Annotated in this window: 21 protein-coding genes; 6 read left to right on the top strand and 15 right to left on the bottom strand. The window is 39.8% G+C overall.

What is annotated here, in order from left to right:
- Window positions 1-33: 33 nt before the first annotated feature.
- Both M2132_RS00175 and M2132_RS00170 read right to left on the bottom strand, forming a co-directional pair.
- Window positions 34-795 carry a tRNA threonylcarbamoyladenosine dehydratase gene (locus tag M2132_RS00175; protein WP_280670080.1) on the bottom strand — a complete coding sequence of 254 codons (762 nt, stop codon included), beginning with the start codon at window positions 793-795 and terminating at the stop codon, window positions 34-36.
- Window positions 796-899: 104 nt separating this feature from the next.
- Window positions 900-1,574, bottom strand: a complete 675-nt coding sequence (locus tag M2132_RS00170) for an MIP family channel protein (RefSeq protein WP_280670078.1) — start codon at window positions 1,572-1,574, stop codon at window positions 900-902.
- Between the two features lie 841 nt (window positions 1,575-2,415).
- Here M2132_RS00170 and M2132_RS00165 point away from each other — a divergent pair.
- Window positions 2,416-3,213, top strand: a complete 798-nt coding sequence (locus tag M2132_RS00165) for a M48 family metalloprotease (protein WP_280670076.1) — start codon at window positions 2,416-2,418, stop codon at window positions 3,211-3,213.
- 84 nt (window positions 3,214-3,297) lie between these two features.
- On the opposite strand, the gene M2132_RS00160 is transcribed toward M2132_RS00165, so the two are convergent.
- From M2132_RS00160 to polA, 4 genes are read right to left on the bottom strand one after another with little or no spacing between them, the layout of a single operon-like run.
- Window positions 3,298-3,849: an NAD(P)H-dependent oxidoreductase gene (locus M2132_RS00160; RefSeq protein ID WP_280670074.1), complete on the bottom strand. Its 552-nt coding sequence runs from the start codon at window positions 3,847-3,849 to the stop codon at window positions 3,298-3,300.
- A 35-nt stretch (window positions 3,850-3,884) separates the two neighbouring features.
- Window positions 3,885-4,664, bottom strand: coding sequence for a radical SAM protein (locus M2132_RS00155; RefSeq protein WP_280670072.1), 780 nt, complete (start codon window positions 4,662-4,664; stop codon window positions 3,885-3,887).
- Window positions 4,665-4,693: 29 nt separating this feature from the next.
- On the bottom strand, window positions 4,694-5,137 hold the full coding sequence (locus tag M2132_RS00150) for a YqaA family protein (protein WP_280670070.1): 444 nt from the start codon (window positions 5,135-5,137) through the stop codon (window positions 4,694-4,696).
- 19 nt (window positions 5,138-5,156) lie between these two features.
- Window positions 5,157-7,928 (bottom strand): DNA polymerase I, encoded by a 2,772-nt coding sequence (gene polA / locus M2132_RS00145; protein ID WP_280670069.1) that lies wholly within the window; start codon window positions 7,926-7,928, stop codon window positions 5,157-5,159.
- A gap of 152 nt (window positions 7,929-8,080) precedes the next feature.
- Here polA and M2132_RS00140 point away from each other — a divergent pair, with 152 nt between their 5' ends.
- Window positions 8,081-9,055: a polyprenyl synthetase family protein gene (locus M2132_RS00140; protein ID WP_280670067.1), complete on the top strand. Its 975-nt coding sequence runs from the start codon at window positions 8,081-8,083 to the stop codon at window positions 9,053-9,055.
- A gap of 274 nt (window positions 9,056-9,329) precedes the next feature.
- Window positions 9,330-10,385 carry a hypothetical protein gene (locus tag M2132_RS00135; protein WP_280670065.1) on the top strand — a complete coding sequence of 352 codons (1,056 nt, stop codon included), beginning with the start codon at window positions 9,330-9,332 and terminating at the stop codon, window positions 10,383-10,385.
- Between the two features lie 49 nt (window positions 10,386-10,434).
- On the opposite strand, the gene M2132_RS00130 is transcribed toward M2132_RS00135, so the two are convergent.
- The 9 genes from M2132_RS00130 to mnmG form a co-directional block, all read right to left on the bottom strand.
- Complete coding sequence (locus M2132_RS00130; RefSeq protein ID WP_280670063.1) at window positions 10,435-11,313, bottom strand: glycosyltransferase; 879 nt, start codon at window positions 11,311-11,313, stop codon at window positions 10,435-10,437.
- Between the two features lie 9 nt (window positions 11,314-11,322).
- The gene (locus M2132_RS00125; RefSeq protein ID WP_280670061.1) at window positions 11,323-12,210 is read right to left on the bottom strand and encodes an alpha-1,2-fucosyltransferase; all 888 of its coding nucleotides are present in this window, start codon (window positions 12,208-12,210) and stop codon (window positions 11,323-11,325) included.
- A gap of 15 nt (window positions 12,211-12,225) precedes the next feature.
- Entirely contained in the window at window positions 12,226-13,086 is an 861-nt protein-coding gene (gene deoC / locus M2132_RS00120; protein ID WP_280670059.1) for a deoxyribose-phosphate aldolase, read from the bottom strand.
- A 29-nt stretch (window positions 13,087-13,115) separates the two neighbouring features.
- Complete coding sequence (locus M2132_RS00115) at window positions 13,116-13,451, bottom strand: nucleotide pyrophosphohydrolase (protein ID WP_280670057.1); 336 nt, start codon at window positions 13,449-13,451, stop codon at window positions 13,116-13,118.
- A gap of 10 nt (window positions 13,452-13,461) precedes the next feature.
- Entirely contained in the window at window positions 13,462-13,914 is a 453-nt protein-coding gene (gene dtd, locus M2132_RS00110; RefSeq protein ID WP_280670055.1) for a D-aminoacyl-tRNA deacylase, read from the bottom strand.
- 114 nt (window positions 13,915-14,028) lie between these two features.
- The gene (locus M2132_RS00105) at window positions 14,029-14,595 is read right to left on the bottom strand and encodes an HdeD family acid-resistance protein (RefSeq protein ID WP_280670053.1); all 567 of its coding nucleotides are present in this window, start codon (window positions 14,593-14,595) and stop codon (window positions 14,029-14,031) included.
- Between the two features lie 120 nt (window positions 14,596-14,715).
- Complete coding sequence (uvrC, locus tag M2132_RS00100; RefSeq protein ID WP_280670051.1) at window positions 14,716-16,530, bottom strand: excinuclease ABC subunit UvrC; 1,815 nt, start codon at window positions 16,528-16,530, stop codon at window positions 14,716-14,718.
- A gap of 40 nt (window positions 16,531-16,570) precedes the next feature.
- Window positions 16,571-17,101 (bottom strand): adenine phosphoribosyltransferase, encoded by a 531-nt coding sequence (locus M2132_RS00095; protein WP_280670049.1) that lies wholly within the window; start codon window positions 17,099-17,101, stop codon window positions 16,571-16,573.
- Between the two features lie 67 nt (window positions 17,102-17,168).
- On the bottom strand, window positions 17,169-19,043 hold the full coding sequence (mnmG, locus tag M2132_RS00090; protein WP_280670047.1) for a tRNA uridine-5-carboxymethylaminomethyl(34) synthesis enzyme MnmG: 1,875 nt from the start codon (window positions 19,041-19,043) through the stop codon (window positions 17,169-17,171).
- A gap of 434 nt (window positions 19,044-19,477) precedes the next feature.
- Here mnmG and M2132_RS00085 point away from each other — a divergent pair, with 434 nt between their 5' ends.
- From M2132_RS00085 to lepB, 3 genes are all read left to right on the top strand, one after another.
- Entirely contained in the window at window positions 19,478-19,861 is a 384-nt protein-coding gene (locus tag M2132_RS00085; protein WP_280670044.1) for a GntR family transcriptional regulator, read from the top strand.
- Window positions 19,862-20,129: 268 nt separating this feature from the next.
- Window positions 20,130-20,846, top strand: a complete 717-nt coding sequence (gene dapB, locus M2132_RS00080; protein WP_280670042.1) for a 4-hydroxy-tetrahydrodipicolinate reductase — start codon at window positions 20,130-20,132, stop codon at window positions 20,844-20,846.
- A gap of 49 nt (window positions 20,847-20,895) precedes the next feature.
- Complete coding sequence (gene lepB, locus M2132_RS00075) at window positions 20,896-22,386, top strand: signal peptidase I (protein ID WP_280670039.1); 1,491 nt, start codon at window positions 20,896-20,898, stop codon at window positions 22,384-22,386.
- The last annotated feature ends 10 nt before the right edge of the window (window positions 22,387-22,396 follow it).

Raw genomic sequence — 22,396 nt, 5'->3', positions numbered from 1 at the left:
TAAATCAAATATTTATTAATAAATACAGTGCCTTTAACTTTTACAAATATCCTGCATAACCAAACCTGCAAGGGTGAAACCAAAAATCGCCGTGATGTGTGCCACTGTGCCGTTTGTTTGGGCTTTCGTGGCATTCCAATCGTGGAGAGCGTTATCGGGATTCGGGCTTTCGGTAAACGAATCTTTACCTTTGTTTTCAAGAACTTCTTCGCTATACACACACAGAAATTTTTTTGCAGGTTTTTCCGCCTTACGAAGTCTACGGCGCAATGCGGCTCCGAGGGGGCAGCCTTTCACCTTCCAGAACTCATCGACACGGATTTTTTGAGAGTCCATCTTCAGAGCCGCACCCATCGACGAAAAGAAGACGGCAGGCGTCCGTGTGGCTGTCTGTATCAGATGGATTTTGTTCCGGAGGCTGTCTATGGCATCAATAATGTAATGGTAGGTATCAAGTTCGAAGCTTGCGGCCGAATCTTCGCTATAAATCTTCTGCAAGGCAACGATTTGGGCGTTGGGGTTGATTTCGAGCAATCTGGTTTTCAGTACATCAACTTTGGCTTGCCCAACGGTTCGGGTAGTTGCCATCAGCTGGCGGTTAATGTTAGTGGCGCATACACTGTCGGAATCGACAATAGTGAGGTGCTTTATGCCCGAACGCACCAAGCTTTCGGCACACCAGCTCCCTACCCCACCCACGCCAAAAATAATGACGCGCGTATGAGTTATTTTTTCCATCACCTCACTACCAAGCAAAAGCTCCGTACGTTTAAAAATATCTCCAGATGTATCCATGTACAAACAATATTGATTAAACTGCAAAAATACAGTATTCCACCACAAAAAAACGGTTATCTTCATAACAAAGATAACCGCGCTTTTATTGTAGAAATTATTTTTTATTCTTTTTCTGTATCTATCGCTTTCCATGCAAAGGCAGCCAAAGCCGCACCCAAAAGCGGAGCTACAATAAATAACCAAAGCTGTGAAAGGGCTTTACCGCCTTCAATCGCATCGAACAAAGCAGGGCCAATGCTACGAGCCGGATTAACCGATGTACCTGTAATAGGAATACAAACAATGTGTATCAGCACAAGCGAAAGACCTATTGCCAAACCTGCAAAGTTGTTTAATGCCCCCTTGGAGGTAACACCCAAAACTACTATAAGGAAAACAAAAGTGAACACTGTTTCGGCTACAAATGCAGGCAGCAATTCGGTATAACCGTTCGACCCCGTTAAGGTAGTTTCTGAACCACTATCTTTAGCCAATACATATAGTATGGCAGAACCCAATATAGCACCTATCACCTGAAAAACCATGTACATGGCCGCGTCCTTACCCGATATACGTTTCGATACAAGCATCCCGAATGTGATTGCCGGATTGATATGGCAACCCGATACCTTCCCAATGGAGTAGGCCATTGCCACAACGGCAAGCCCAAAGGCAAAAGCCACACCCAACGTACCTACGCTGGCAAAAGGCTGATCGGCACCCGCAAAAACAGCCGCGCCACAACCCATCAACACTAAAACCATTGTACCTATAAGCTCTGCAAAGTATTTTTTCATGATTTAAAACGATATTAATTAATAATCTGTTTACTTTATTTTAAACGTTTAAAACTTAAAAAGTGTGTGTTAAATATTTCCAAATATATATAAAAATATTACTGCATTCAAATTTTACTCCCTCCGGCTACACTTCTTGTAATAATTTAACTCTTTTGTTTTCGCCTGTATTTCAAAGTTTTTTCTGTAATTTGCATTAATTTTATTTTATACTTTAATATACCATGCTAAACCGTTTGCACCGCATTATATATTTTCCTTTTCCCCTACCCTATTTAAACATTTTATCAACAAATCGATGTTCAAATATTGTTGAAAAATACCACATAAAAAATGAAAGAATGTGCATTGACTTCCGGATTATATTTTCATATATAAAATTGATTTCTATACCCGAAAATAATTAACACAAATGTTTCATACGATGTTTTATATGGTTTTCAACCACAGACAACGAAACATTCGAACAATATTTTTGAACACTTAGGTTTATCAACAATATTTTAATAAAAACTGTAATATATCAAACACAAAGCAAGTTAACCAAACAAGTAGAAGTTAATAACCTAATGAAAGCCGAACTTCTCGTTTTAATAACAAAAGAAACAAGAAAACCAGCATTTAAATATCAACACAATTAACAGTCTATTATCACTACGATATTAATTTTTTGAATTTAAAAATATATATAAATAATAATCCGTTGGGAACAGGTTGATAAATTGACGGATTTATTTTTATTTACCACATATTTTAAATTATCTTTGTAGCATTGTTTTTTAACAAGGCAGAACATTTTTTAATTTACTAAATATATTAGTACACAAAATCTTTACTAACAATGAAAAAAATTCTTCTATCATTAAGTTTTGTTGCTGTATTCAGCCTTGCAGCGAATGCGCAATTCGGAAAAATTAAAATTAGTGACAAAACAGCTAATGCGGCGCTTAAAACAGCTAAAGCATTTACCTTAACCGATGCTGAAATTGCTGGTTATGCGCAAGAGTATATGGATTGGTCGGACGCTAATAACCCACTTTGTAAAGTAACCGACAAAGACGCAGGAATGAAAGCCGTAGCTACCCGTTTGGCTAAAATTGTAGAAAGAGTGCCCATTAAAGAAGTTAATGGAATGAAGCTCGACATTCAGGCTTACTATGTTGTAGATATCAACGCTTTTGCTTGTGCTAATGGTAGTATTCGTGTTTTTGCCGGTTTGATGGATATCATGACCGACGACGAAATTCTGGCGATTATCGGCCACGAAATAGGTCACGTTGCCAACAAAGATTCTAAAGACGCTTTCAAAACAGCGTTACTTGCTTCGGCTCTTAGAGATGCTGCTTCGTCGGCAGGAGGTAAGGTTGCTTCTTTGAACAATTCGCAACTTGGCGAGTTGAGCGAAGCTTTAGGTAATGCACAATTCTCTCAAAAACAAGAATATGCAGCCGATAAATATGGTTTTGAGTTTATGAAAAAAGCAAGTGCCGATCCAAAAGCTATGGCATCGTCGTTGGGTAATTTGTTGAAATTGCAACAAGAAGCAGGCGCATCGTCGTCCGACAGCAAAATTAACAGACTGTTCTCTACTCACCCAAATCTTGACAAACGTATCGCTACATTGAATAAGATGAAATAAGAGAGATTAAACGCTCTCCTTATAATAAAATAGCCTGATAAGTGTTCGTCTTATCAGGCTATTCTTTTTTGTTGGTTATGTGTGTTAAACGGTTTTTTGTACCTTATTTAAGAACTCTACTCTGTTTTCGTTGCTTCCATGGCTTGTTTGTTGGCAGTTAATCCATGTTGTATTGCCGATTCCCACAGGATTTAACATAGCTTTTATGAAGTTGTTTTCGATAGATGTTTTAAAATTTTCGGTAGGGCTTTCGCTTGTGGTAACAACAACCGAACTTTTTATGTTGAGCAACGGTGTCCATCCATTGGCATAGCTGTGCGAAAAGTTTACTAACAATACCTTATCGAAAAAGCCTTTTAGTATTGCCGGCATAGTGCTCCACCAGATAGGGAAGATAAAGATTAGCTTGTCTGTTTCTTTTATAATTGTTTGGTATTTACCAACAAGGGGATCTAAATATTCACCTTTCGAATACAGTTCCAGTTCGGCTTCGGTAAGTACCGGATTGAAGTTATCTTTGTATAAGTCTATTATCTGATAATCAGTATTTTCGATATCGTATTTTTTTGTTATAACATCCAAAATGGCTTTATTGAAGCTGCCATGCCAAGGATGAGCCAAAATTATTGTTACCATATTATGTTTTTTACTTTTTTTAATTTGTTAAAATATCAGCCTGCAACAATGGTTTTGATACCTAATTCTTCCACTCGCTTAGCTATTTGCTTTAGTTCTTCGATGGGTACTTTCCGAAGGTTTTTTTCGGGAGTTTCGCGGTCTACGGTGTATATCATTACTTCACGAGGCTTGGTTTCTTTTATTATTTTGATCCATGCCGATATTTCCGCTTCGGTTGTGTTATCTACTGTTTTTCCGTCGTGCATACCACGTAGGAACATAGTTTGAAGTATAAAGTTTCCTTCAAATTTTTTGAACAACTCTACTTGCTTTTCTACACTGTAATTTACCGATACGGGTTGGTCAATAAGCCTTACGGTTTCAATGAAAGCTGAGTCGAGTTTCAGTATGTTGTTATCCACTTTCCGGAGGGCGTTGAATGTTTTTTCCTTACCAATATTCATGGCGTTGGTCAAGACGCTTATCTTAGTGGTAGGAATATACTGATCTCTCATTTGGATGGTATAATCTATTATCTCTTCAAAATCCGGGTGCATGGTGGGTTCGCCATTGCCCGAAAAGGTTATAACGTCGGGTGTTGTACCTTCTTTTTTCAATTGTTCGAGTTTTGCATGCAGAGCCGCCTTAAATTCTTCGAGCGAGGGTAGGGGAGTCTTGGTTCTGAAATCTTTGTTATATCCGCATTCGCAGTAAATACAATCGAACGAGCATACCTTTCCGTTATAAGGTAAAAGATTTATTCCCAGCGAACTACCCAACCGGCGACTATGAATGGGGCCGAAAACTATTTCATCGAATAATATGGTTGCCATTTCTATTAAATATTATATTGTTTTTTTCTTTAAAAAATAAGTTTCATTCCGTATGCTATTATCAAATATCGCGCAAATTTTCCTATCAGCATACTGATGTTTACTATATAAACATTCGCACGCATGTATCCCAAAGCTATGGCTATAACATCGCCTACAACAGGCAGAAAGCTGAAAAAAGCCATCGCTGCGCCTTTGCCTTCGAGCCATGTATGAATTTTATCTATTTTTTCTTTTTTTACTTTCAGGTATTTTTCTATCCACTCGGTTTTTCCGAGCCTTCCCAGATAATAATTTGTCATACCGCCCAGCCAGTTTCCAACGGTGGCAATTGCTATGCAGACCCACGAATCGAGGCCCAAAGCTATGACTCCCGCAAACACGAATTCCGAACCGAAGGGTAGGATAGTGGCTGCCAGAAAAGACGCTAAAAACAAGCCTATATAGCCATATTCTACCAGAAAATCGAGCATGATTTATTGCTTGTCTTATTTAATGTGCTTCCAACCAATTGTTTCCTGTGCCTGTATCTACTTTCAGGGGAACAACGAGGGTAGTGGCCTTTTCCATTTCTTGGGTCACTATTTGTTGCACATGGGGCAATTCGTCGTTACAGACATTAAAGTTAAGTTCGTCATGCACCTGAAGAATCATTTCGGAACGTACTTTTTCTTTCCTGAATCGTTCATAAATCTTGTTCATGGCTATTTTTATGATGTCGGCCGCGCTGCCCTGTATGGGAGCATTGATGGCATTTCGTTCGGCATAACCCCTTACTATTGCGTTGCGCGAACTAATATCGGGCAAATACCGCTTCCGGCCGAATATGGTTTCTACATAACCTTTCTCCTGTGCCACTTTTATGCTTTTGTCCATATATTCTTTCACCTGTGGATAGGTATCGAAATATCCGTCAATCAGTTCTTTGGCTTCGGAGCGAGGCACTCCCAAACGTTCGGCAAGGCCGAATACCGATATGCCGTAGATGATGCCGAAATTAGCTGTTTTTGCTTTGCGGCGCATATCGGAAGTTACTTGACTGATAGGTATTTTATATATTTTGGCAGCTGTGGCGGCATGTATGTCTTCTCCGCTATTGAAGGCATCAAGCATGTTCCGGTCTTGACTAAGATGTGCCATGATGCGGAGTTCTATCTGCGAATAGTCGGCCGAAAAGAAAGTACATCCTTCTTCGGCAATGAATGCACGGCGAATTTCTTTACCTTGCGAATCACGGATAGGAATATTTTGCAAATTAGGATTACTCGAACTCAAACGTCCTGTTGCTGTAATAGTCTGATTATAAGATGTATGTACTTTCCCATCCACCGGGCTGATAAGTTGTGGCAGGGCATCTATGTAAGTGCTGAGTAGTTTTTTCAGTCCCCGGTATTCCAGAATTTTGCCTATGATGGGGTGTCGGTCTTTTATACTTTCCAACACTTCCTCGCTGGTGGTGTATTGCCCTGTCTTGGTTTTTTTTGCTTTTTCAACCACCTTCATTTTGTCGAAAAGAACTTCACCCACTTGTTTTGCAGAGTTTACATTGAAGTCGGTTCCTGCCATTGTGTGGATTTCTTTTTCGAGGGCAACAAGTTCGTTAGCAATAACGGTCGATGACTCTTTAAGAGCTTTTGTATCAAGCAATACACCTGTATTTTCCATATCGGCAAGCACATATACGAGAGGCATCTCGATATTATAAAGAAGGTTGCTGAGATTGTTTTTCTCTATTTCCTTTTCAAGGATATTTTTTAGTTTGAGGGTTACATCAGCATCTTCGCAGGCATAATCGCAGATCTTTTCTTGTGGAATATCGCGCATATTCAACTGGTTTTTTCCGCGTGCGCCAATCAGTTGGTCTATATGTATGGTCTGATAAGAGAGATACGTTTCGGCCATGTAATCCATATTATGCCTGAGTTCAGGATTCAGCAAATAATGGGCAATCATGGTATCGAAAAGTTTTCCGCAGACGTTGATTCCATATTTTTTCAGAACAACGATATCGTATTTTATGTTTTGTCCTATTTTAACAATATTTTCGTTTTCGAGAAAATCTTTGAAAATTTCGACTTGTTTCTTCGCTTCGTCAAAATTTTTGGAAACGGGCACATAATATGCTTCGTTTTCGTCCATGGCAAACGACATACCTACCAACTGACTGCTTATAGGGTCAACGCCGGTGGTTTCGGTGTCGAACGAACAAAATTCACAACCTGATATTTTGGTCGATAATTGACGCATTTCATCCTCATTATCAACAAAATGATATTTATGAGGAATGTCTTTTAACTCCGTGAGATTCGAATATTTTTTTTCTTCCGTCTCGTTGCTCGTAAATTCTTCGAAGAGGGAGCCTTGTTGAGGCACATTTTTGGTGACGATGGGTTTTGGTTCTTTTTTCAAAACTCGGTTAAGGAGATTTCGGAATTCAAGCTCTTCGAAAATTTTTTCGAGTTCTTTTTCGTTTACATTTTTTCGCTCAAATTCTTTTTCGTCAAAATCGATAGGGACATCGGTTTTTATGGTTGCCAAAAATTTAGAGAAAATGATTTGCTCTTTGTTCTCTTCCAATTTTGTTTTTATGCTCCCTTTCATCTGATGGGTATTTTCCAGTATGTTTTCTATGGAGCCATATTCTGTGATTAGTTTTTCGGCTGTTTTCAGTCCCACGCCCGGACATCCCGGAATGTTGTCGGACGAGTCGCCCATCAATCCCAGCAGGTCTATCATTTGTATCGGAGAAGTGAGATTATATTTTTCCATCACCGCTTTATCGTCTAACACATCGAAGCCACTACCCATAAATTTGGGTTTGTACATAAAAATACGGGAGCTGGTGAGCTGTCCGTAATCTTTATCGGGTGTCATCATATAGATGTTGAAATCCAGTTTCTCAGCTTTCTTTGCCAATGTTCCTATCACATCGTCGGCTTCGTAACGGGGCACTTCAACCAATTTGATGTTGTATGCGCCGATAATTTGTTTGATGATGGGCACAGCCCGCTTTATATCTTCGGGCGTTTCTTGCCGTTGGGCTTTATATTGTTCGTATGCCTCGTGACGGAAAGTTGGCCCCGCGGGATCGAAAGCTACGGCTATATGTGTGGGATTTTCCTTGCGTAGAAGTTCTTCGAGCGTGTTCACAAAGCCAAAAATTGCCGATGTGTTCAGCCCCTTCGAATTTACCCTCGGATTTTTGATGAATGCGTAGTACGAGCGGTATATGAGCGCATAGGCATCTAAAAGAAATAATTTCATGGTTGTTCCGGTACTGTATAGCTTTAGCATGAATAATGAAAGCAAAAATTCGTACTAAAAGGTTATTTTACTGATTATTGTTGTAAAGTTACAAATATATGGCTATTAAAATCTGATTATTTTATAAATTTGCACCTCAATCAGATGTAACGATGGATAAAAAATCCTTAATTTCAAAACCAATAGCACAAGAACTTGAAAAGTTTAATTCACTTTTTAGGGAATCGGTGTTTAGCGATAATATTCGTATTCAGAGTGTTATTGATTATATAATGAAATCGGATGGGAAGCGCATACGCCCAACCCTTTTGCTGTTGGCGGCAAAAGCTTGCGGACAGATAAACGATACGGCTTACCTGTCGGCTGTTACAATAGAGCTTTTGCATACCGCATCGCTGATACATGATGATGTGGTTGATGAATCCCTGCTGAGACGTGGCAATCCTTCGGTAAATGCTGTTTACGACAATAAGGTTGCGGTTCTGGCGGGCGATTATTTTTTATCTACGGCACTCATAAAGAGTGTGATGACGAGCAATCTGGAAATTATATCTTCGGTATCGATGCTGGGGCGTAATCTGGCTGAGGGCGAGTTGAACCAATTGTCGCTTGCAAAAGAAGTTATTCTCGACGAAAACGAATATTTTAATGTAATAAAGGAGAAAACGGCATCTTTGCTTTCCACTTGCATGAAGATAGGAGCTATATCGGCAGGAGGGGATGAAGAGTCAATAAAAGATTTTACCTGTTTGGGCGAAAATCTGGGTATTTGCTTTCAACTGAGGGACGATATTTTCGATTATTTCAAGAATGATGTGGGTAAACCAACCGGCAACGACATACGTGAAGGAAAAGTAACCTTACCGCTACTTTATGCCTTGAAAACATCTACCAACAGTAAAAAAGTAGACTTCTTGGTAGACGTGTTGAAGAAAGCCGATTTCACCGACGAAAATGTAGAAATACTTATTGACTTTGCTCTCGAAAATGGTGGCATTGACTATGCTTACAGCAAAATAGACGAGTATAAGGCTAAAGCGCAAGTATTTATAGAAAAAATAGAAAACAAAGAAGTTAAAGAAGCTCTGACAAATGCCGTAGAGTATATTGTGGAGCGTGCTTATTAAATAGCATTTATTATTAATAGTCAAAGCGTTGACAATTAGATATATATTAAAAAAATAACGGAAGCGTTATGAGATATTATCTCGATTATTGAAAATCGCCAAATTTTCCCAAAAACCGTAGAGATAATAATAGCAACATGCGCTCACGTCTGTTTCATTATGGACGTGGGGCTGTTGTCTATCTGCGGATAGGGTGTTTGGCGATACCTCAATAATGGATAGATAGCAGTACCCACGTTTTTTTATTGAAATTTATTAATTAAAATCATGAACTATGAAACAGAAACAGAAAATTGCATTTATCTTATTATCAGTCGTATTACTCGCATATAGTGGCGACTGTCATGCACAGTTTTTAGATAAACTGGCTAAAAGCTTAGAAAAGACAGTAAAACAAGTTGACAAGATTTTGGGGACAGTAGAATTGAGCGGTAGTGATTCAAAAATGTCTTATAGTACTCCGCACAAAAATATACAAATGAATTGGGTTGGAGCAACCATGAGTGGGGATTATTACGTGTTGGAATTTACAATAACTAACAAAGGAGAAGACATTGGAAGTTATCGACTGGGTGGTTATGAAGCGTATGATAACTTAGGAAATAAATGCCGTATAGATATTATTTTTGCGGGTACAGAAAGTAAGCATAGCGGAAACGCAAGTGGCAGATTGCTTAACAATACTCCCAGTAAAGTAAAAGTCTTATTATCACGATTTAGTTCGAAAGCAACGTCATTTACTCAGGTACGGCTGGTAGGAAAAGCTTGGGATTCTGGTTATATTGATAAGCCTAATGGTTATTTCATATTTAAAAACGTACCTATAGTAAGAGAACAAGAACAGGAGGTTAATACTTCTATTGAAAAAGATATTCCGGAAACAAAATTCGGAATGAACTACTGGAGTCAGGCAGAACAAGATAAATATTCTAAAAGCAAAGGAATTACTCAGCAGGAAAGGCTTGCGTTAAAAATAAATAATATCCAAGACCATATGTTGAATAAAGAGCTAAAAAACAATGAATTAGTAAAAGGAAAAACTATTTATGAAGATGAAAGCGGAAGTATAAAATCTGTTATTGTTGTGTCTAAGTATCCAGGAGAAAGTCCGGAATTTTTTGAGTATTTAATCAGTTATGATTTTAATGGTAATTATATTAATCATTTGCAGGTAGGTGAGAAAAGAACATTTTACACAAACGATATATACGCGATTGTGAAAGGTGAAACGATAACAGTTACGAACTATTATGCCGAAGGGGATGATGAAGAAACAATTGTAACTAAGTATAAAATTTCGCCAGAATTGAAATTTGTTCAGATGAAATAAATATAGTTAATTTACGAATCTAAAATAATGTAAAGGAGGTATTTATAAATTAGATACCTCTTTTTGGTTTAAATATGCGGCTTAAAAAATCTTTTGTCTTATAGATAGGTGTCAGCACCTTGTAACCCACTTTGTAGTATCGTGAATTTAGGAGGCGGTTATACTGGTCTATACGTGGCTGCATGAGTTGTTTTATCAGCTTATCGACCACAGGTTCGGGGTCAATGCCCCGCCTTTGACACGATATGATAATAGAATTTACGTGCCAATACATGTTTTTATAACTGTTGCGGGTGAGTCCGCCACTGGTTATGCGGTAGTTATAGAGAATGTCGTCAACGAAGGTAATTTTGCTTACTTCTTCCATGCGGAAATAAAGGTCTTGGTCGGGTGCATTCCTGTAAGTTGGATTGATACCCCCCACAAGGCGATAAGGTTCTCTCTTGAAGGTAATAAAATGCTCTGCGTGGTTCTCACGGTCGGTCAGATAGCTGAGATTTTCGTCTTTATCTCTTGGAGCTGACTCCCACAAAATCCCCTGCCATTCGTTAAACGCATAGTGGCGCGAACAGATTATGCCCGAGTCTTTGTAATGCAAATGATGCTTCACCATTATCTCAAGAGCGTCGTTTGTTGCCAGCGAATCGTCGGGGTCGAGAATACCTATAATCTCTCCTTTTGCCAAATAGCTTGCCCTGTGGTACGAATGCCCCACACCACGGTTGCGGTCGTTCTGGTAAATACTTATCTGGGGGTGATTGGCATATTGTTGCAGATATTGCCACGAATCGTCGGTCGAACAATCGTCTATTATGATAAGCTCCCAGTTGATATATGTTTGGGCAAACACACTGTCAATCATCTCTTGTACGTATTTGACGGTATTGTAGCTGGGTGTTATCAGCGAAAACAAAGGCTGCTGGTTCATAAGCTTAATTTATTTTTTATTGAGCCGTCTTTTCAGGCCATTCCACTTTTCTTTGATGTATAAACGCCTTGCTAAAAGCTTTTTACTGAGAGGTATATTGTTCTTGATCCGCACCCACGATTCGGGAACGAGGTCGCAATCGTCTTTTTTCTTGTATATGATTCCATGCCATGGGGTAGGGCAGATCACTGTTTTATCTTCGTTAGGATTGAGCCATGCCCCCCACCAGCTAAAGCTGCTGTTGCTGATAATATTGTTTTTGCAATATGTTTGCAGGTAAAGATCTACGAGGGGTTCTTCTTTTTCGGAAAAGTAAAAATTACTACCTGTGAAGTGTTGCTTTGCCCAGTCGATATCGTCGCTGAGGATCAGATAGCGTTCGTTCTCGCCAAGCATTTTTATTGCTTTCTTAAAATATTGAAGCGTTGTGGCAGGATAATAGTGCGGAATCTTAAGATAGTCGCCCCGGCGGATATGTATTGAATTTACAGCACCTTGGGCAAATATGTGTCCGTATTTGTTTTCTATGTATTCTTTTGTTTGGGCAGGTATCTCAAATAGGTCAAGAACAACTTTGCGGTCGAAGTATTTTTCGGACTGAAACCAGCCGTGCATACGGATATTATTCCTGTAAGGAATCTCCGAATACCTAAGCGAAGGCTCACTGTAAAAGAAATAATCGCCCGGTTTACTGGCCTCTATCTTTACTTTGCGAAAAATATTGTTCCGGTATTGCTCTATATATTCTGTTATGTGGCGGTTGTCGCCCGGAACAGATACAAGCCCATTATAACATTGAGCTATAAAATCATCATTATTCCTTGCTGCAAGGGTTGCCCCTGCTGCAATCTGAAACATATTGTTGCCCAATCGGCCGTTTAAAACAGTGTAAACCATTGAGTAATATTATTCTTACTTTATTTCTTTTAGTAGGTTGTCGGCAAGGCTGCTTGCACCGATTCTGAACAGATTATTGTTGCACCATTCGTCGCCTAAAATTTCTTTCACAAGGGTGTAGTATTTAACTGCATCGGCAGTTGTTCTGATACCTCCAGAGGCTTTAAAGCCTATTTTCAACCCTGTTTTCTTATAGTATTCCTTTATTGCCGTGCATATCGTGTAAGCGGTGTCGGGTGTAGCCCCTTCGTAGTCTTTGCCTGTGGATGTTTTAATGAAGTCGGCTCCCGAATACATTGCCAGCAAAGTCGCTTTGGTTATATCCGACGCTGTGCGCAGGGCTCCTGTTTCGAGAATGACTTTCAGTTTGACATGGCGGCATGCGGCTTTTATTTCGCCTATTTCTTCACAAAGTTCTTCGTAGTTTTCGTCCAGAAACAAACCAAGGTTAAGTACGATGTCTATTTCGTCGGCTCCCGAAGCTACGGCCAAAGCTGTTTCGGCAACTTTTACTTCGGGAAACGTTTGTCCAGAAGGAAATCCAGCCGCAACGCATGCTATTTTCACATCTTGCGCCGTTAGTGCTTCCCTTACCGTTTCGGCAAACGAGGGGTATGTGCAAATGGCGGCAACGTTGTTCATGTCGGGGCGTGTGCCTTCAAAACTGTTTACTGTTTCGGTTAGTTTCCAAATCGTTTCGCGAGTATCGGTAGTATTAAGCGAGGTCAGGTCGATGCACGAATACAGCTTCCGATACACTTCCTGCGTATTGTTTTCAGCAAATTTTTTGAATAGTATTTCTTCAGTTTTTGCTCTTACCTCGTTGTCGTTGAGGTTTGTTTTGTATTGCTTGAGCGTATCTTGGTATTTGTTCATATCTCTATATATATTTTCCTTTCGTTTTTTTATTTCAATTTATCGTTGTTAAGGTGTCTTGTGCTGTCTCTTTCGGTTTTCTTTTCCATATTTTTCAGAAAGGCTTCCGTCAGGTCTACGCCGGTCTGATTGGCCATACATATCAAGACCCACAGCACATCGGCCATTTCGTCGGCTAAATTTTTTTGCAAATCGGTTTTCTTGAACGACTGATCGCCATAAGTCCTTGCTACGATGCGGGCAAGTTCGCCCACTTCTTCGGTGAGGATAGCCATATTGGTGAGTTCGCTAAAGTAGCGGACACCATATTTTGATATCCATTCATCGACCTTCTGTTGTGCTTGGTGCAAGGTTATATCGGTCATAGCCTACAGTTTATTCTTTGTTTTTGGAATCTATCCAAATGGTAACAGGCCCGTCATTGATAAGTTCTATCTCCATATCGGCCCCGAAGAGGCCTGTCTGTACCTGTTTGTTTATTTTTGTTTCTATAGTTTTGCAAAATTCTTCGTAAAGAGGTATCGCCACATCGGGTTTCGATGCCCTTATGTATGAGGGGCGGTTTCCCTTTTTGGTCGAAGCCAACAGGGTAAATTGCGAAACAACCATTACATCGGCTCCGGTGTTGAGTACCGAAAGGTTCATCACGCCGTTTTCGTCGTCAAAAATGCGCAAATTCACCGTTTTTCCGGCAAGCCATTCTATGTCTTCCCTTGTGTCGCTATCTTCTATTCCCAATAGAATCAATAAGCCTTCGCCTATTTGAGATTTCAGCTCGTTTTCTATTGTTACCGAAGCTTTTCTGACCCGTTGAATAAGTACCCTCATTCCTCCTATTTTAATGCAAAAATAAGAATTTATATGATGTTATCATAAACCAAAAGACCATACAAGGTTATTTTGCATGGTCTTTTGATAATTTTTATCTAAATAAGCCGCTTTTTAAAGCCTGTGTAGTGATTTTAGTTTTATTGCCAAGAATACCCTGAATAACCCGTAAAAAATAAAACCAACGGAAGCAAATGCTACAATAAAGCTCATTGCAAACGGGGGATCCATGATAAATATGAATGAAACCAAAATTCCTAAAATGGCCAGCGTAAGCAGCCATCCCCAGCCTTTTGCCCCAAATTTTTGGAGGTCGATAGCCATACCCACTCCCCAAATGGAACGGAACATAATCCAGATACCTATAAACAAGGCGAATATTGTGGTGATAACCTCTATCGGCATAACTATGAGGAATACGCCAAACAGCAAGTCTATTATACCGCTTGTCAACGACCATCCCCAACCATTTATATTATCTCTGTTTGCTACGGCAAATGATATTTCCATGGCTCCTGTGACCAAAAAGCTGATTGCGAACACGATAGAAAGGGCTATCAGTGTAGACATCGGCGAAGCGATACACCAAATACCCAAACCTATTGCCAAAAGGCCAATTATAAGCGATATCCACCAATATTTTACCGCTTTTCTTAATTTGTACATTACTTCTCTTTCCATAGTTGCTTTATTATTAGATACTTTTATAACAATGAATGGCAAGTGTAAGTTCTGACGAAACGGGAAATAACAGTTTTTTTAACAATGAATATTGCCTGATAAAAAGGCAAAAAGATATAGTTATTTATTTGTATCGAAATATGTTTTTATAAGTTCGGCTTTATGGTGACCTACGATATCTTTAATTTCTTGTAAATCAGATTCTTTTATGCGTTTTATGCTTTTAAAGTGTTTTAATAGAATTTTCTTTGTCTCGGCTCCGATTCCTTTTATCTTGTCGAGCTCGGAAGTCGTTTGCGATTTGCTGCGACGTTTACGGTGAAAGGTTATACCAAAGCGGTGGGCTTCGTCACGTAGGTGTTGTATAACCTTGAGTGTTTCAGAGTTTTTGTCGAGATATAAGGGTATTGAATCTTCGGGATAATATATTTCCTCCAACCGTTTTGCAATCCCTATGATGGCTACTTTGCCGTAAATGCCTAATTCTTTAAGTATCTGACATGCAGCGCTTAATTGACCTTTTCCTCCGTCTATAACGATGAGTTGGGGTAGGGGAGTCTCTTCCTCTATCATACGGTGATAGCGGCGATATACGGCTTCTTTCATCGTGTCGAAGTCGTTAGGGCCTTCAACCGTTTTCACAATAAAATGCCGGTAATCTCTCTTCGACGGTTTTCCCATCTTAAAAACCACACATGCCGATACGGGGTTTGTGCCTTGTATATTAGAGTTGTCGAAACACTCTATATGTACGGGCGGGGCTTTCAGGTGAAGGTCGCTTTGCATTGCTTTTACAATACGCATACCTCTTTGGTCGGGATTCAGTGTTTCGTTACGTTTTAGTTTATCTATTTTGTATTGTTTCACATTCTGGTGCGATAGCTCCAGAAGTTTCTTTTTATCGCCTTTCTGAGGTATGGTAAATTCAACACCGCTTAATGTAATGTCGGGCAAGAAAGGAACTATAATCTCTTTCGATTTGCTTTTGAAGCGTTCGCGCATCTCAATAATACCCATGCCCAGCATAAGGGCTTGGTCTTCGTCCAAGCGTTTTTTGTACTCGAAGGTATATGCTTGTATTATAGCTCCATTATGCACATGCAAATAATTGATATAGAAAGAATTATCGTCCGATTCGCAATTAAATATATCAATATTGTAATTTAGGTTGCTAACAACGGTTGTTTTATTCTTAAAATTCTCAATCAGCAGGTATTTTTCTTTGATTTTTTGTGCTTCCTCAAATTTATATTCAGCTGCTAAAGCCTGCATTTCGTCAAACATTGTTTTGCTTACAACGCTGACATTTCCTTTCAATATTTCCTTAATGTATCTCACATTCTGATTATAGTCGTCCATTGTTTGCAGCTTTTGGCATGGGCCTAAACAGCGTTTTATGTGGTATTCGAGACATACCTTAAATTTGCCTGTTGCAATATTTTCGGGCGTCAGGTTTAGGTTGCAAGTGCGGATGGGATATAGTTTGTGTATAATCTCCATCATGGCTCTGATGCTGAGAATAGAGGTGTAAGGGCCAAAATATTCCGAGCCGTCTTTTATTACTTTTCTGGTTTGGAATATACGCGGGAAATATTCATTTTTGATGACGATAGACGGGTAGGTCTTATCGTCCTTGAGCATAATATTGTATCGTGGGCGGAGTTCCTTTATGAGATTGTTTTCGAGCAAAAAAGTGTCTTCCTCTGTGTCTACAACAATATATCTTATGTCCCGAATCTTGCTTACCAAAACGCGGGTTTTGGCATTGTCTTGATATTTACTGAAGTAAGACGAAACTCTTTTTTTTAGGTTTTTTGCCTTACCTACATATATAACAGTACCCTTGTCGTCGAAATACTGATAACATCCCGGCTTTTCGGGGATATTTACGATAATACTTTTCAGATGCTCTTTGTATGATATTGGCTTTTCCATCTGCTGTAAAATTAAATATACGAATGGTAAATGAATATATCTATTCACTAAACTTAATGAGCGATTTTACCTCCACTTCCTGTGGAAATATTTTTCGCCCTCCTAAATCTTCCAATTCAATAATGAAATTTATATACACTTTTTTTACCCCCATTCTTTTTACCAGTTTGTAGGCGGCAAGCATGGTTCCACCTGTGGCTAAGAGGTCGTCGTGCAGAAGTACAATGTCGTTTTCGTTGAGGGCATCCCTGTGTATCTGTATGGAGTCGGTGCCATATTCCTTCGAATAGGTTTCTTCATATATTTCGGCGGGAAGCTTACCCGGCTTCCGGATGGGGACAAATCCTGCATTTAGCCCTAAGGCCATGATGGGTCCCATTATCAGCCCGCGCGATTCTATTCCTACAACCTTGGTTATTTTTTTGTCTTTGTACAGATTAGACAGTTCTTGGCCTAACTCTTTCAGATCAGCCGCTTCTTTAAACATCGTGGTTACATCCTTAAACTGTATGCCTTCTATGGGAAAGTTCGGAATGTTACGCACAATGGTCTTTAAATGTTCCACACTCATTTTTTTATGTTTTGTTTTTTTATGTCTTGCTGTTCAGTGATTTATGTTTTTTGTTCCACGTGAAACATTAACGCCCCAAGAGAACCAATAGTATAGATATGTCGTTTGGAGAAATCCCCGGGATGCGACTTGCTTGTGCAATTGTTTCGGGATTTATCTTGTTGAGCTTTTGTCTTGCCTCGGTAGATAGCGATAGAATGTTGTTGTAATCGAACTTGTCTTTTATGCGAATATTTTCGAGACGGGTTATTTTTTCGGCAATCAATTGTTCCCGCCGGATGTATCCGTCGTATTTTATTTTTATTTCGGTGGCTTCAATTATCTCGTCTCTTCTGTTGGGTATTTTTTCTATCTCTTCTCTGAAAGCGGGTATAGCATCGCAAATGTTGGCTATCGTGATTTGCGGACGGGTAATTATGTCTTTTAGTTTTGTTTTTTGTTTAAGGGGACTCGTCCCCAATTTATCTAAAACAGAATTGATATATTCGGGCTTTAAAGAGTAATTAGCCGCGAAGTCGAGTATTCGCTCAACTTCGCAGGTTTTTTCTTCCAACAAATTTTTTCTTTCTTCTGTGGCTAATCCCAATTCATATCCTTTTGGGGTGAGGCGGCTATCGGCATCATCTTGCCGGAGGAGTATTCTGTATTCGGCACGCGATGTAAACATGCGGTAGGGTTCGTCAACGCCTTTGGTTACTAAGTCGTCTATAAGAACGCCGATGTATGCTTCGTTGCGTTTCAGAGTGAATTCATTGCCGCCATGTACGTTGATGTGTGCGTTTACCCCTGCCACTAACCCTTGACCTGCGGCTTCTTCGTAACCTGTTGTCCCATTTATTTGCCCCGCAAAGAATAGGTTTTTGATAAGTTTTGTTTCTAACGTGTGCTTTAACTGTGTGGGATCAAAAAAATCATATTCTATTGCGTATCCCGGGCGATATATGTGCAGGTTGCGGAAAGCGGGAATAGTTCGCAGGGCTTCTATCTGGATATTCAGTGGGAGGGATGATGAAAAACCATTAAGATAATACTCCTGCGTGTTCTCTCCTTCGGGTTCAAGAAAAAGTTGATGTGCTGTTTTATCGGCAAAAGTCACAATTTTTGTTTCTATACTGGGGCAGTACCGAGGGCCAATACTTTGTATTTGCCCGTTGTAAAGGGGCGATTCGGACAATCCTTCGCGAAGTTTATCGTGAACCTCTTCGTTGGTATAGCAAATCCAACAACTGAGTTGTTTCAGGTTTCGTGGCGCAAAGTCGAGATACGAGAATTTATGGAAATCGTTGTCTCCTTTTTGCTCTTCCATAAGCCCAAAATCTACGGTTCGACCGTCAATTCGTGCCGGAGTTCCCGTTTTCATCCGGTCTACTTTGAATCCGGATTCCTGCAGTTGTTCGCTGATCCCGTACGAAGCCGGTTCGGATAAGCGCCCGCCTGCAAACTGAGTTTTCCCTATGTGCATCAGTCCATTAAAGAATGTTCCGTTGGTTAAAACCACCGATTTGGCGTGGAATGTAACTCCCATCGCTGTTTTAACCCCTTCTACTGTATCGTTATTTATTATAAGTGAAGTAACTGTATCTTGCCAGATGAATAAATTGTCGGTGTTTTCGAGTATTTCTTTCCATTTTAGAATGAATTGGGCACGGTCGCTCTGTGCTCTGGGACTCCACATTGCTGGCCCTTTCGATTTGTTCAGCATACGGAACTGTATAGCCGTTTTGTCGGTCACGATTCCCATTTGTCCGCCTAAAGCGTCTATTTCGCGTACAATTTGTCCTTTCGCTATGCCTCCAACAGCCGGATTGCAGCTCATTTGGGCAATTTTGTTCATGTCCATTGTGATAAGAAGGGTTTTTGAACCCATCTTTGCTGCGGCATTAGCGGCCTCGCATCCGGCATGGCCAGCCCCGACAATTATTACATCGTATCTGAAATTCATTCTGCAGTATAGTTCTCTAAAATATAAATTATCTTTCTACAAAGTTACTATTTTTATACAGTAACGGAACAATCCGCTGTTTTTATGAAATAAACTTTTGCTTTTTTGGCAAAACTAATCCTTATTTATTTTTTAATAATAAAATTTTTGGAAAACTTTCTGTTTTCTTAAAACCGATTTTTGCACCTTGTTGATGCTTCAAAAGCCTATAAATATGTTGGAGCTTCATTTTAATAACAAATACGTTAATTTATTTCAATAAAACTTCTTATCTATAATACTATATCTATATAAATATTTTATATTTAAAAAAATAGTGTATGTCATATATACATGTTATTTATTAAAAATAGTTCAATAAATATTGTATTATAGAATAGTAGTGTATATATTTGTGTCGTATTTTACATAACTACATTTACTCTGAGAGATTTATGGAATATCATAAAAATAAACCAATTTATTTACAGATAGCAGATGCTATTTCTTTTAAAATTATTTTTAAGGAATGGACTTCCGGAACAAAAATTCCAACAGTGAAAGAGCTTGCCAAAGACTTTGATGTGAATCATAATACCTTGATGCGTTCGCTCGAAATTCTACAAACCGAAAATGTAATTTCTTCGAAACGGGGAATAGGGATGTTTGTGAAAGAAGAGTCGTACAACAATGCTTTGGGAAGGATGAAAAAATCGTTTTACGAGAATCAGGTTCCCGATTTTTTCACAACAATGAATGCCCTTAAAATTACTTTGGGTGAGTTGATAAACCTATACAAAGAAAATAAGGAAAACAAGAAAACGCCTCAAGAACACTAAGGCAAACAACCATACGGCAAAAATATTTGCATTGCTGTATAATGTATTATAGTATGCTAAGGACGGATAATTGTACTCCGTTTTTGCTGTTGGGTGGTGAACATCTCTTCTCTTTACTGTATTGAGAGGGGCGATGCGCTGTGCTGATAGGGTAGGAGGGCTTCAAAATTGATGTTAATATTTTTTGCACGAAGTGGGGCAATGGGTCTGTATTCGTGTTTTTTATTTACATTTGCAAAATTGAGAATACACGCTTAGATAATTGATTATGAAGATTGCACTTATCGGCTACGGAAAAATGGGTAAAACCATCGAAAGGATAGCAAAAGAAAGAGGTCATACCGTTTCGGTCATTATAGACGAACATAATAAGGCTGATTTCGATTCGCCGGTCTTCAGAGACAGCGATGTAGCCATAGAGTTTACAACCCCCGAAAGCGCGCCCCGTAATTACAAAAAATGTTTTGAGGCGAATGTTCCCGTGGTTTCGGGTACAACAGGCTGGCTGGAACATCTCGATGAGGTGAAAGCCGCTTGCAAGGAGGGAGGGCATACATTTTTCTATGCCTCGAATTTCAGTTTGGGGGTAAACTTGTTTTTTGCTTTGAACGAACATCTGGCGCGGGTGATGAATCGGTTTCCCGAATATAATGTCCGTATGGAGGAAGTGCACCACATTCACAAACTTGATGCTCCCAGCGGAACAGCTATAACCCTTGCCGAGGGAATAACAGAAAACGTAGAGCGCAAAACCGCTTGGTGCTTGGAGAAAGAGTCTTTGCCTACCGATATAGCTATTCATTGTGTTCGCCAAGACGAAGTGCCGGGCATGCACGAGGTGGTTTACGAGTCGGCAGTCGATACGATAAGTATAAAACACGATGCCAAAAACCGCGAAGGCCTCGCTTTGGGAGCTGTAATGGCAGCCGAGTTCGCATACAACAAAAAGGGTTTTCTGGGAATGAAAGACATGCTTAAATTTTGAGTATTACGCATAGAAAAGAAAAAATTAAGAATATAAGCTAAATTAGAATATGGAGGAAAATAAAAAAAGGTCGCTAACCGATAGGATTAAGTCTGCCCCCCGCAAACAATGGATAAAATGGATTCTGATGTTTGTGATATGTGTTTCGTTTGTTGTATGGACAGGTTACACATGGATGCTGATTTTTTGCCTTGTGTTTTTTGACAGTTATATTACAAAATATATCCCCTGGGGATTCTGGAAACAGTCTAAAAATAAGACAATCAGAAGTATAACAGAATGGGTGGATGCCATACTCTTTGCTTTGGTTGCTGCTTATTTTGTTACTAACTATGTTTTTCAGAATTACCAGATACCATCTTCTTCGCTCGAAAAATCGCTCCTCGTGGGCGACTTTCTGTGTGTGAGCAAGGTGAGCTATGGCGGACGTCCGCCAATGACTCCGTTGTCTTTTCCTTTGGTTCAGCATACGCTGCCTATTCTTGATTGTAAATCGTATCTCGAAAAACCCCATGCCGACTATAAACGCCTTGCGGGAACAGGGCAGATAAAACGCGGCGATATCGTGGTGTTCAACTACCCTTCGGGCGATACGGTTGCCCTTAAGATGCAAAATGCCGATTATTATGCCCTTTGTAAAGAAAACGGAAGGGATGCCGTTTGGAGTAACAAAGCATTGTTTGGCGATATTGTTTATCGTCCTGCCGATCGCCGCGAAAATTATGTGAAGCGTTGCATGGGCCTGCCCGGCGAAGTGATTTCTTTGAGAAACGACACCGTTTTCATCAACGGAAAAGCCCAAAAAGCACCCAAGAACGTTCAGCATATGTATTATGTACAGACCGACGGAACGTATTTCTCTCCGGCTCTGTTAGACGAATTGGGGATAACAAACGAAGACAGATCCCGGATAAGCAGTACTCCTGACGATTTAGGGCAGTTTGCCCCTCATGCCATCGAAGCATTAGGCCTTAAAATGGTGGATGGAAAGGCAGGAATATTATATTCCACAGTGTTCCTTACACCAGATATGATTGATAAGCTGAAACAAAAACCATATGTTTGGACTGTTATCAAAAGCAGCGATTTCATGAAAAGAATGGGTGTGCTCAATGGTCAGAAATATTATCAGGAAGCTCCCGTCTTTTTGTATCCTATCAACTATAATCTGAAAGCCGAATACGGCGACTATCCCGCCATCTGGATTCCGAAACGGGGTGTAACCCTCAGATTCGACAAGAACGTAGACTATAAGGTAGCAGCCTACGAGCGTTGTATAAAAAATTATGAAGGCAACGATTTCAGATACGAAGGCGGAAAAGTTTATATCAACGGGCAGCAAGCCGACTCATACACCTTTAAACTCGACTATTACTTTATGATGGGCGATAACCGTGACAACTCGGCCGACTCGCGTGCATGGGGCTTCGTTCCCGAAGACCATATAGTGGGTAAACCCCTGTTCATCTGGCTGTCGATTGATAAAGACAAGGGTTCTATCCGTTGGGATCGACTCTTTACGAGTGCCGAAAAAGACTAAAAACACATGT

Source organism: Dysgonomonas sp. PH5-45, from assembly GCF_029893235.1.
GTDB lineage: Bacteria > Bacteroidota > Bacteroidia > Bacteroidales > Dysgonomonadaceae > UBA1309.
Note: the sequence above shows the minus strand (reverse complement) of the source record. Positions and strands in the feature narration are given on the sequence as shown.